This window comes from Pseudomonas cimarronensis (genome assembly GCF_049331905.1).
Lineage (GTDB): Bacteria > Pseudomonadota > Gammaproteobacteria > Pseudomonadales > Pseudomonadaceae > Aquipseudomonas.
On the sequence record NZ_CP186283.1, the window covers coordinates 1 to 12,834 of the forward strand.

General features: G+C 51.4%; 1 protein-coding gene, 4 tRNA genes and 6 rRNA genes. All 11 read right to left on the reverse strand.

Annotation, left to right across the window (positions count from 1 at the left end; translation table 11 throughout):
- Positions 1 to 93: 93 nt before the first annotated feature.
- Positions 94 to 209: ribosomal RNA gene (rrf, locus tag ACOCLD_RS00005) — 5S ribosomal RNA — on the reverse strand.
- A gap of 134 nt (positions 210 to 343) precedes the next feature.
- A 23S ribosomal RNA gene (locus ACOCLD_RS00010) occupies positions 344 to 3,234 on the reverse strand.
- A gap of 243 nt (positions 3,235 to 3,477) precedes the next feature.
- Positions 3,478 to 3,553 (reverse strand) — tRNA-Ala (locus ACOCLD_RS00015).
- A gap of 31 nt (positions 3,554 to 3,584) precedes the next feature.
- Positions 3,585 to 3,661, reverse strand: a tRNA-Ile gene (locus ACOCLD_RS00020).
- Positions 3,662 to 3,726: 65 nt separating this feature from the next.
- Positions 3,727 to 5,262, reverse strand: a 16S ribosomal RNA gene (locus ACOCLD_RS00025).
- A 374-nt stretch (positions 5,263 to 5,636) separates the two neighbouring features.
- Positions 5,637 to 5,752, reverse strand: a 5S ribosomal RNA gene (gene rrf, locus ACOCLD_RS00030).
- Positions 5,753 to 5,886: 134 nt separating this feature from the next.
- Positions 5,887 to 8,777: ribosomal RNA gene (locus tag ACOCLD_RS00035) — 23S ribosomal RNA — on the reverse strand.
- Between the two features lie 243 nt (positions 8,778 to 9,020).
- A tRNA-Ala gene (locus ACOCLD_RS00040) sits at positions 9,021 to 9,096 on the reverse strand.
- Positions 9,097 to 9,127: 31 nt separating this feature from the next.
- Positions 9,128 to 9,204: transfer RNA gene (locus ACOCLD_RS00045), tRNA-Ile, on the reverse strand.
- Positions 9,205 to 9,269: 65 nt separating this feature from the next.
- Positions 9,270 to 10,805, reverse strand: a 16S ribosomal RNA gene (locus tag ACOCLD_RS00050).
- The 16S, 23S and 5S rRNA genes sit together here with 4 tRNA genes alongside, the layout of an rRNA operon.
- 674 nt (positions 10,806 to 11,479) lie before the next feature.
- Positions 11,480 to 12,679 (reverse strand): tyrosine--tRNA ligase, encoded by a 1,200-nt coding sequence (gene tyrS / locus ACOCLD_RS00055; RefSeq protein ID WP_422910367.1) that lies wholly within the window; start codon positions 12,677 to 12,679, stop codon positions 11,480 to 11,482.
- Positions 12,680 to 12,834: the final 155 nt, after the last annotated feature.

The following is a 12,834-nucleotide window of genomic DNA, read 5'->3' on the forward strand; positions in this document are numbered from 1 at the left end:
TTGCCTATCAACGGCTCACGTGGTCGCGTTATGTTTTCGCTGCACAAAGTAAAACCCCCGACCGTTTTCACGATCGGGGGTTTTGGTGTAGGTGCTTGACGATGACCTACTCTCACATGGGGAAACCCCACACTACCATCGGCGATGCATCGTTTCACTACTGAGTTCGGGATGGGATCAGGTGGTTCCAATGCTCTATGGTCGTCAAGCGATTCAGCTGGGATGTCGCGGTGAAGCGCTATCCCGAATTGGGTATGTGATGTCTTGGTTTTGCAGTCTTACAAATTTTCGGCTGTTGTAGTCTTCATAGAGACACACAAACATCAAATTGTTTGGGTGTTATATGGTCAAGCCTCACGGGCAATTAGTATTGGTTAGCTCAACGCCTCACAGCGCTTACACACCCAACCTATCAACGTCGTAGTCTTCGACGGCCCTTTAGGGAACTCAAGGTTCCAGTGAGATCTCATCTTGAGGCAAGTTTCCCGCTTAGATGCTTTCAGCGGTTATCTTTTCCGAACATAGCTACCCGGCAATGCCACTGGCGTGACAACCGGAACACCAGAGGTTCGTCCACTCCGGTCCTCTCGTACTAGGAGCAGCCCCTCTCAAATCTCAAACGTCCACGGCAGATAGGGACCGAACTGTCTCACGACGTTCTAAACCCAGCTCGCGTACCACTTTAAATGGCGAACAGCCATACCCTTGGGACCGGCTTCAGCCCCAGGATGTGATGAGCCGACATCGAGGTGCCAAACACCGCCGTCGATATGAACTCTTGGGCGGTATCAGCCTGTTATCCCCGGAGTACCTTTTATCCGTTGAGCGATGGCCCTTCCATACAGAACCACCGGATCACTAAGACCTACTTTCGTACCTGCTCGACGTGTCTGTCTCGCAGTCAAGCGCGCTTTTGCCTTTATACTCTACGACCGATTTCCGACCGGTCTGAGCGCACCTTCGTACTCCTCCGTTACTCTTTAGGAGGAGACCGCCCCAGTCAAACTACCCACCATACACTGTCCTCGATCCGGATAACGGACCAGAGTTAGAACCTCAAGGTTACCAGGGTGGTATTTCAAGGATGGCTCCACGCGAACTGGCGTCCACGCTTCAAAGCCTCCCACCTATCCTACACAAGTAAACTCAAAGTCCAGTGCAAAGCTATAGTAAAGGTTCACGGGGTCTTTCCGTCTAGCCGCGGATACACTGCATCTTCACAGCGATTTCAATTTCACTGAGTCTCGGGTGGAGACAGCGCCGCCATCGTTACGCCATTCGTGCAGGTCGGAACTTACCCGACAAGGAATTTCGCTACCTTAGGACCGTTATAGTTACGGCCGCCGTTTACCGGGGCTTCGATCAAGAGCTTCGCGTTAGCTAACCCCATCAATTAACCTTCCGGCACCGGGCAGGCGTCACACCCTATACGTCCACTTTCGTGTTTGCAGAGTGCTGTGTTTTTAATAAACAGTCGCAGCGGCCTGGTATCTTCGACCGGCATGGGCTTACGTAGTAAATACTTCACCCTCACCGGCGCACCTTCTCCCGAAGTTACGGTGCCATTTTGCCTAGTTCCTTCACCCGAGTTCTCTCAAGCGCCTTGGTATTCTCTACCTAACCACCTGTGTCGGTTTGGGGTACGGTTCCTAATTACCTGAAGCTTAGAAGCTTTTCCTGGAAGCATGGCATCAACCACTTCGTCATCTAAAAGATAACTCGTCATCAGTTCTCGGCCTTGATTTCCCGGATTTACCTAAGAAACCAGCCTACTACCTTAAACACGGACAACCAACGCCGTGCTGGCCTAGCCTTCTCCGTCCCTCCATCGCAGTAATTAGAAGTACGGGAATATTAACCCGTTTCCCATCGACTACGCATTTCTGCCTCGCCTTAGGGGCCGACTCACCCTGCGTCGATTAACGTTGCGCAGGAAACCTTGGTCTTTCGGCGTGGGAGTTTTTCACTCCCATTGTCGTTACTCATGTCAGCATTCGCACTTCTGATACCTCCAGCAAGCTTCTCAACTCACCTTCACAGGCTTACAGAACGCTCCTCTACCGCTCAACTTACGTTGAACCCGTAGCTTCGGTGTATGGTTTGAGCCCCGTTACATCTTCCGCGCAGGCCGACTCGACTAGTGAGCTATTACGCTTTCTTTAAAGGGTGGCTGCTTCTAAGCCAACCTCCTAGCTGTCTAAGCCTTCCCACATCGTTTCCCACTTAACCATAACTTTGGGACCTTAGCTGACGGTCTGGGTTGTTTCCCTTTTCACGACGGACGTTAGCACCCGCCGTGTGTCTCCCGTGCTGACACTTGCTGGTATTCGGAGTTTGCATCGGTTTGGTAAGTCGGGATGACCCCCTAGCCGAAACAGTGCTCTACCCCCAGCAGTGATACACGAGGCGCTACCTAAATAGCTTTCGAGGAGAACCAGCTATCTCCGAGCTTGATTAGCCTTTCACTCCGATCCACAGGTCATCCGCTAACTTTTCAACGGTAGTCGGTTCGGTCCTCCAGTCAGTGTTACCTAACCTTCAACCTGCCCATGGATAGATCGCCCGGTTTCGGGTCTATACCCAGCGACTAAACGCCCTATTAAGACTCGCTTTCGCTACGCCTCCCCTATTCGGTTAAGCTTGCCACTGAATATAAGTCGCTGACCCATTATACAAAAGGTACGCAGTCACCCAACAAAGTGGGCTCCCACTGCTTGTACGCATACGGTTTCAGGATCTATTTCACTCCCCTCTCCGGGGTTCTTTTCGCCTTTCCCTCACGGTACTAGTTCACTATCGGTCAGTCAGTAGTATTTAGCCTTGGAGGATGGTCCCCCCATATTCAGACAAAGTTTCTCGTGCTCCGTCCTACTCGATTTCATTGATAAGAGAATTTCGTGTACGGGGCTATCACCCACTACGGCGGCACTTTCCAGAGCCTTCCACTATTCTCAAATCAACTTAAGGGCTAGTCCCCGTTCGCTCGCCACTACTAAGGGAATCTCGGTTGATTTCTATTCCTCAGGGTACTTAGATGTTTCAGTTCCCCTGGTTCGCCTTACACACCTATGTATTCAGTGTGTAATAACCAGCTTATGCTGGCTGGGTTTCCCCATTCAGAGATCTCCGGATCAAAGTCTGTTTGCCGACTCCCCGGAGCTTATCGCAGGCTACAACGTCTTTCATCGCCTCTGACTGCCAAGGCATCCACCGTATGCGCTTCTTCACTTGACCATATAACCCCAAGCAATCTGGTTATTGTCTCTAACGTGAAGACGACATTCGCCGAAAATTTGCAATTGAGAACTACAAATTTTACCTTGACCAGATTAATTACCAGTGAAAGTAATCAATCAGTCACTTCTATCACATACCCAAATTTTTAAAGAACGATTTGTTACTGGTCAAAGACCAGAAATCAACATTCATCTGCTTGTGCAGGAACGTTCATTTCTGAACTCTAAACGATGCTGTAAATGGTGGAGCCAAGCGGGATCGAACCGCTGACCTCCTGCGTGCAAGGCAGGCGCTCTCCCAGCTGAGCTATGGCCCCAATTACATCGAAGGCCTAACCCCACAACAATTGGTGGGTCTGGGCAGATTCGAACTGCCGACCTCACCCTTATCAGGGGTGCGCTCTAACCAACTGAGCTACAGACCCAATCGTCTTTCGCAATGAATCAAGCAATTCGTGTGGGAACTTATGAAGAAGCTGAAGTCTTCGATTAAGGAGGTGATCCAGCCGCAGGTTCCCCTACGGCTACCTTGTTACGACTTCACCCCAGTCATGAATCACACCGTGGTAACCGTCCCCCTTGCGGTTAGACTAGCTACTTCTGGTGCAACCCACTCCCATGGTGTGACGGGCGGTGTGTACAAGGCCCGGGAACGTATTCACCGTGACATTCTGATTCACGATTACTAGCGATTCCGACTTCACGCAGTCGAGTTGCAGACTGCGATCCGGACTACGATCGGTTTTATGGGATTAGCTCCACCTCGCGGCTTGGCAACCCTTTGTACCGACCATTGTAGCACGTGTGTAGCCCTGGCCGTAAGGGCCATGATGACTTGACGTCATCCCCACCTTCCTCCGGTTTGTCACCGGCAGTCTCCTTAGAGTTCCCACCCGAGGTGCTGGTAACTAAGGACAAGGGTTGCGCTCGTTACGGGACTTAACCCAACATCTCACGACACGAGCTGACGACAGCCATGCAGCACCTGTGTCTGAGTTCCCGAAGGCACCAATCCATCTCTGGAAAGTTCTCAGCATGTCAAGGCCAGGTAAGGTTCTTCGCGTTGCTTCGAATTAAACCACATGCTCCACCGCTTGTGCGGGCCCCCGTCAATTCATTTGAGTTTTAACCTTGCGGCCGTACTCCCCAGGCGGTCAACTTAATGCGTTAGCTGCGCCACTAAAATCTCAAGGATTCCAACGGCTAGTTGACATCGTTTACGGCGTGGACTACCAGGGTATCTAATCCTGTTTGCTCCCCACGCTTTCGCACCTCAGTGTCAGTATCAGTCCAGGTGGTCGCCTTCGCCACTGGTGTTCCTTCCTATATCTACGCATTTCACCGCTACACAGGAAATTCCACCACCCTCTACCGTACTCTAGCTCAGCAGTTTTGAAAGCAGTTCCCAGGTTGAGCCCGGGGATTTCACTTCCAACTTACTGAACCACCTACGCGCGCTTTACGCCCAGTAATTCCGATTAACGCTTGCACCCTTCGTATTACCGCGGCTGCTGGCACGAAGTTAGCCGGTGCTTATTCTGTCGGTAACGTCAAAATAGCAACGTATTAGGCTACTACCCTTCCTCCCAACTTAAAGTGCTTTACAATCCGAAGACCTTCTTCACACACGCGGCATGGCTGGATCAGGCTTTCGCCCATTGTCCAATATTCCCCACTGCTGCCTCCCGTAGGAGTCTGGACCGTGTCTCAGTTCCAGTGTGACTGATCATCCTCTCAGACCAGTTACGGATCGTCGCCTTGGTGAGCCATTACCTCACCAACTAGCTAATCCGACCTAGGCTCATCTAATGGCGCGAGGTCCGAAGATCCCCCGCTTTCTCCCGTAGGACGTATGCGGTATTAGCGTCCGTTTCCGAACGTTATCCCCCACCACTAGGCAGATTCCTAGGCATTACTCACCCGTCCGCCGCTCTCAAGAGAAGCAAGCTCCTCTCTACCGCTCGACTTGCATGTGTTAGGCCTGCCGCCAGCGTTCAATCTGAGCCATGATCAAACTCTTCAGTTCAATACTGCTTGGGTTTTGAGAAAACCCTAAACTTGGCTCAGCAATCGACAAAAAACTCTCAAATTAACGAGTGTTACTTGTGATGCTGATAATCTTGCGACCAGCAGTCTTACCTCACAAGCACCCACACGAATTGCTTGATTCAGTTGTTAAAGAGCGGTTGGTTAAGTCTTTCGCCTCAACCGAGGCGCGCATTCTACAGCAGCCTCATCTTCCGTCAAGCTGTTTTTCGAAGTTCTTTTCAGAAAAGTTCTATCTACTCAACCACTTGCATCTGTAACTTTTAAGCAGTCGTTCTGATCGCTCAAAACTTCATGCTTGTACTAATAGTAAAACCCCCGACCGTTTTCACGATCGGGGGTTTTGGTATAGGTGCTTGACGATGACCTACTCTCACATGGGGAAACCCCACACTACCATCGGCGATGCATCGTTTCACTACTGAGTTCGGGATGGGATCAGGTGGTTCCAATGCTCTATGGTCGTCAAGCGATTCAGCTGGGATGTCGCGGTGAAGCGCTATCCCGAATTGGGTATGTGATGTCTTGGTTTTGCAGTCTTACAAATTTTCGGCTGTTGTAGTCTTCATAGAGACACACAAACATCAAATTGTTTGGGTGTTATATGGTCAAGCCTCACGGGCAATTAGTATTGGTTAGCTCAACGCCTCACAGCGCTTACACACCCAACCTATCAACGTCGTAGTCTTCGACGGCCCTTTAGGGAACTCAAGGTTCCAGTGAGATCTCATCTTGAGGCAAGTTTCCCGCTTAGATGCTTTCAGCGGTTATCTTTTCCGAACATAGCTACCCGGCAATGCCACTGGCGTGACAACCGGAACACCAGAGGTTCGTCCACTCCGGTCCTCTCGTACTAGGAGCAGCCCCTCTCAAATCTCAAACGTCCACGGCAGATAGGGACCGAACTGTCTCACGACGTTCTAAACCCAGCTCGCGTACCACTTTAAATGGCGAACAGCCATACCCTTGGGACCGGCTTCAGCCCCAGGATGTGATGAGCCGACATCGAGGTGCCAAACACCGCCGTCGATATGAACTCTTGGGCGGTATCAGCCTGTTATCCCCGGAGTACCTTTTATCCGTTGAGCGATGGCCCTTCCATACAGAACCACCGGATCACTAAGACCTACTTTCGTACCTGCTCGACGTGTCTGTCTCGCAGTCAAGCGCGCTTTTGCCTTTATACTCTACGACCGATTTCCGACCGGTCTGAGCGCACCTTCGTACTCCTCCGTTACTCTTTAGGAGGAGACCGCCCCAGTCAAACTACCCACCATACACTGTCCTCGATCCGGATAACGGACCAGAGTTAGAACCTCAAGGTTACCAGGGTGGTATTTCAAGGATGGCTCCACGCGAACTGGCGTCCACGCTTCAAAGCCTCCCACCTATCCTACACAAGTAAACTCAAAGTCCAGTGCAAAGCTATAGTAAAGGTTCACGGGGTCTTTCCGTCTAGCCGCGGATACACTGCATCTTCACAGCGATTTCAATTTCACTGAGTCTCGGGTGGAGACAGCGCCGCCATCGTTACGCCATTCGTGCAGGTCGGAACTTACCCGACAAGGAATTTCGCTACCTTAGGACCGTTATAGTTACGGCCGCCGTTTACCGGGGCTTCGATCAAGAGCTTCGCGTTAGCTAACCCCATCAATTAACCTTCCGGCACCGGGCAGGCGTCACACCCTATACGTCCACTTTCGTGTTTGCAGAGTGCTGTGTTTTTAATAAACAGTCGCAGCGGCCTGGTATCTTCGACCGGCATGGGCTTACGTAGTAAATACTTCACCCTCACCGGCGCACCTTCTCCCGAAGTTACGGTGCCATTTTGCCTAGTTCCTTCACCCGAGTTCTCTCAAGCGCCTTGGTATTCTCTACCTAACCACCTGTGTCGGTTTGGGGTACGGTTCCTAATTACCTGAAGCTTAGAAGCTTTTCCTGGAAGCATGGCATCAACCACTTCGTCATCTAAAAGATAACTCGTCATCAGTTCTCGGCCTTGATTTCCCGGATTTACCTAAGAAACCAGCCTACTACCTTAAACACGGACAACCAACGCCGTGCTGGCCTAGCCTTCTCCGTCCCTCCATCGCAGTAATTAGAAGTACGGGAATATTAACCCGTTTCCCATCGACTACGCATTTCTGCCTCGCCTTAGGGGCCGACTCACCCTGCGTCGATTAACGTTGCGCAGGAAACCTTGGTCTTTCGGCGTGGGAGTTTTTCACTCCCATTGTCGTTACTCATGTCAGCATTCGCACTTCTGATACCTCCAGCAAGCTTCTCAACTCACCTTCACAGGCTTACAGAACGCTCCTCTACCGCTCAACTTACGTTGAACCCGTAGCTTCGGTGTATGGTTTGAGCCCCGTTACATCTTCCGCGCAGGCCGACTCGACTAGTGAGCTATTACGCTTTCTTTAAAGGGTGGCTGCTTCTAAGCCAACCTCCTAGCTGTCTAAGCCTTCCCACATCGTTTCCCACTTAACCATAACTTTGGGACCTTAGCTGACGGTCTGGGTTGTTTCCCTTTTCACGACGGACGTTAGCACCCGCCGTGTGTCTCCCGTGCTGACACTTGCTGGTATTCGGAGTTTGCATCGGTTTGGTAAGTCGGGATGACCCCCTAGCCGAAACAGTGCTCTACCCCCAGCAGTGATACACGAGGCGCTACCTAAATAGCTTTCGAGGAGAACCAGCTATCTCCGAGCTTGATTAGCCTTTCACTCCGATCCACAGGTCATCCGCTAACTTTTCAACGGTAGTCGGTTCGGTCCTCCAGTCAGTGTTACCTAACCTTCAACCTGCCCATGGATAGATCGCCCGGTTTCGGGTCTATACCCAGCGACTAAACGCCCTATTAAGACTCGCTTTCGCTACGCCTCCCCTATTCGGTTAAGCTTGCCACTGAATATAAGTCGCTGACCCATTATACAAAAGGTACGCAGTCACCCAACAAAGTGGGCTCCCACTGCTTGTACGCATACGGTTTCAGGATCTATTTCACTCCCCTCTCCGGGGTTCTTTTCGCCTTTCCCTCACGGTACTAGTTCACTATCGGTCAGTCAGTAGTATTTAGCCTTGGAGGATGGTCCCCCCATATTCAGACAAAGTTTCTCGTGCTCCGTCCTACTCGATTTCATTGATAAGAGAATTTCGTGTACGGGGCTATCACCCACTACGGCGGCACTTTCCAGAGCCTTCCACTATTCTCAAATCAACTTAAGGGCTAGTCCCCGTTCGCTCGCCACTACTAAGGGAATCTCGGTTGATTTCTATTCCTCAGGGTACTTAGATGTTTCAGTTCCCCTGGTTCGCCTTACACACCTATGTATTCAGTGTGTAATAACCAGCTTATGCTGGCTGGGTTTCCCCATTCAGAGATCTCCGGATCAAAGTCTGTTTGCCGACTCCCCGGAGCTTATCGCAGGCTACAACGTCTTTCATCGCCTCTGACTGCCAAGGCATCCACCGTATGCGCTTCTTCACTTGACCATATAACCCCAAGCAATCTGGTTATTGTCTCTAACGTGAAGACGACATTCGCCGAAAATTTGCAATTGAGAACTACAAATTTTACCTTGACCAGATTAATTACCAGTGAAAGTAATCAATCAGTCACTTCTATCACATACCCAAATTTTTAAAGAACGATTTGTTACTGGTCAAAGACCAGAAATCAACATTCATCTGCTTGTGCAGGAACGTTCATTTCTGAACTCTAAACGATGCTGTAAATGGTGGAGCCAAGCGGGATCGAACCGCTGACCTCCTGCGTGCAAGGCAGGCGCTCTCCCAGCTGAGCTATGGCCCCAATTACATCGAAGGCCTAACCCCACAACAATTGGTGGGTCTGGGCAGATTCGAACTGCCGACCTCACCCTTATCAGGGGTGCGCTCTAACCAACTGAGCTACAGACCCAATCGTCTTTCGCAATGAATCAAGCAATTCGTGTGGGAACTTATGAAGAAGCTGAAGTCTTCGATTAAGGAGGTGATCCAGCCGCAGGTTCCCCTACGGCTACCTTGTTACGACTTCACCCCAGTCATGAATCACACCGTGGTAACCGTCCCCCTTGCGGTTAGACTAGCTACTTCTGGTGCAACCCACTCCCATGGTGTGACGGGCGGTGTGTACAAGGCCCGGGAACGTATTCACCGTGACATTCTGATTCACGATTACTAGCGATTCCGACTTCACGCAGTCGAGTTGCAGACTGCGATCCGGACTACGATCGGTTTTATGGGATTAGCTCCACCTCGCGGCTTGGCAACCCTTTGTACCGACCATTGTAGCACGTGTGTAGCCCTGGCCGTAAGGGCCATGATGACTTGACGTCATCCCCACCTTCCTCCGGTTTGTCACCGGCAGTCTCCTTAGAGTTCCCACCCGAGGTGCTGGTAACTAAGGACAAGGGTTGCGCTCGTTACGGGACTTAACCCAACATCTCACGACACGAGCTGACGACAGCCATGCAGCACCTGTGTCTGAGTTCCCGAAGGCACCAATCCATCTCTGGAAAGTTCTCAGCATGTCAAGGCCAGGTAAGGTTCTTCGCGTTGCTTCGAATTAAACCACATGCTCCACCGCTTGTGCGGGCCCCCGTCAATTCATTTGAGTTTTAACCTTGCGGCCGTACTCCCCAGGCGGTCAACTTAATGCGTTAGCTGCGCCACTAAAATCTCAAGGATTCCAACGGCTAGTTGACATCGTTTACGGCGTGGACTACCAGGGTATCTAATCCTGTTTGCTCCCCACGCTTTCGCACCTCAGTGTCAGTATCAGTCCAGGTGGTCGCCTTCGCCACTGGTGTTCCTTCCTATATCTACGCATTTCACCGCTACACAGGAAATTCCACCACCCTCTACCGTACTCTAGCTCAGCAGTTTTGAAAGCAGTTCCCAGGTTGAGCCCGGGGATTTCACTTCCAACTTACTGAACCACCTACGCGCGCTTTACGCCCAGTAATTCCGATTAACGCTTGCACCCTTCGTATTACCGCGGCTGCTGGCACGAAGTTAGCCGGTGCTTATTCTGTCGGTAACGTCAAAATAGCAACGTATTAGGCTACTACCCTTCCTCCCAACTTAAAGTGCTTTACAATCCGAAGACCTTCTTCACACACGCGGCATGGCTGGATCAGGCTTTCGCCCATTGTCCAATATTCCCCACTGCTGCCTCCCGTAGGAGTCTGGACCGTGTCTCAGTTCCAGTGTGACTGATCATCCTCTCAGACCAGTTACGGATCGTCGCCTTGGTGAGCCATTACCTCACCAACTAGCTAATCCGACCTAGGCTCATCTAATGGCGCGAGGTCCGAAGATCCCCCGCTTTCTCCCGTAGGACGTATGCGGTATTAGCGTCCGTTTCCGAACGTTATCCCCCACCACTAGGCAGATTCCTAGGCATTACTCACCCGTCCGCCGCTCTCAAGAGAAGCAAGCTTCTCTCTACCGCTCGACTTGCATGTGTTAGGCCTGCCGCCAGCGTTCAATCTGAGCCATGATCAAACTCTTCAGTTCAATACTGCTTGGGTTTTGAGAAAACCCTAAACTTGGCTCAGCAATCGACAAAAAACTCTCAAATTAACGAGTGTTACTTGTGATGCTGATAATCTTGCGACTAGCAGTCTTACCTCACAAGCACCCACACGAATTGCTTGATTCAGTTGTTAAAGAGCGGTTGGTTAAGTCTTTCGTCTCAACCGAGGCGCGCATTCTACAGCAGCCTCATCTTCCGTCAAGTGATTTCGAAAATTTCTTTTCAATCTCAACCACTTGCGCCTTCGATCAACACCTAGCTTCTCGTCAGCGGGAGGCGAATTGTACAGCGTTTCAAACCGCTGTCAACCGCCTCTTTACCGCTTTCGACCTACCCGACCAAAGCTCTTCAGACTCAAACATCACCACCTGAAGAGGTGGCGCATTCTACGCAGCTTTCGCTGCTTTGCAAGTCCTATTTTAAATCTAACTTCTTGTTTTATAAGAAGTTTAAGGAGCCGCTTACGCCTGAAGAGCTGCGCATTATAGGGACAGAAAATCCAAGGTCAACCGAATATTGCGCTTTTGTTTCAAAAGCCACGAACTCCAGAGTCAGCCCCCACACACGCCCGCGTCGCCTGCAGAAACGACAAAGCCGTTGAAGCTGACGCTTCAACGGCTTTGTCGAACCAAACGCGCAGCAGTCAGCAGAAAGACTACTCCGACTTAAGCGTAATCCGCGCGAACGCTTTCTTACCGGCCTGACAAACATGTACCGCGCCCACTTTATATATAAAGGAGCGATCTACGACCTCGCCATCGACACGCACACCGCCAGAACCCAGCAGATCACGCGCCATCGCCGCATTCTTTACCAACCCAGCTTTATTCAGCAGTGCAGCGATCGGCATATCCTCAGCGGACAGCACCTCGATCTCCGGCAAGTCGTCAGGCAGCTCACCATCCTTCATGCGGTTTCCCGCTGAACGGTGCGCACTGAGCGCTGCCTCTTCGCCATGGAAACGCGCCACAATCTCTTCAGCCAGCTTGATTTTGATATCGCGCGGGTTGGCGCCCTGCTCGACATCACGCTTGAACTGCTCAATCTCATCCATGGAGCGGAAGCTGAGCAACTCAAAGTAGCGCCACATCAGCACATCCGGCATGGACACCAACTTGTTGTACATAACGCCCGGCGACTCCTGGATACCAATGTAGTTACCCAGCGACTTGGACATCTTCTTCACACCATCCAGCCCTTCGAGCAGTGGCATGGTGACAATGCACTGTGACGCCTGCCCATAGGAGCGCTGCAACTCACGCCCCATCAGCAGGTTGAATTTCTGGTCAGTACCACCCAACTCGACATCCGCCCGCAGCGCAACCGAGTCATAGCCTTGCACCAGCGGATAGAGGAACTCATGGATAGCAATCGGTTGATTGGTCGAGTAACGCTTACTGAAGTCGTCACGCTCAAGCATGCGCGCCACGGTGTACTGCGAGGTCAGACGAATGAAGTCAGCCGGCCCCATCTTGTCCATCCAGGTGGAGTTGAAGGCGACTTCGGTTTTCGCCGGATCGAGGATCTTGAACACTTGGCTTTTGTAGGTCTCGGCATTCTCCAACACCTGCTCACGGGTCAACGGCGGGCGAGTCGCGCTTTTGCCGCTGGGGTCACCGATCATTCCAGTGAAGTCACCAATCAGGAAAATCACCTGATGCCCCAGCTCCTGGAACTGACGCAGCTTATTAATAAGCACAGTATGCCCAAGGTGCAGGTCCGGGGCGGTCGGATCAAAGCCCGCCTTGATGCGCAGCGGCTGACCACGCTTGAGTTTCTCAACCAGCTCGGCCTCAACCAGAACCTCTTCCGCGCCACGCTTGATCAGCGCCAACTGCTCTTCAACCGACTTCATGACAGGACTCACGACCACTCAAAACAAAAGGGAACCAACCATACAAGATCGCAGACAAATCACAAGTTTTGCCCACCACCCGCCGACGCTAAGACCAGCGCGCGACAACCGGGGTTGCCTAGCTAGCGATTTGGTTATATTTTATACAGTTACTG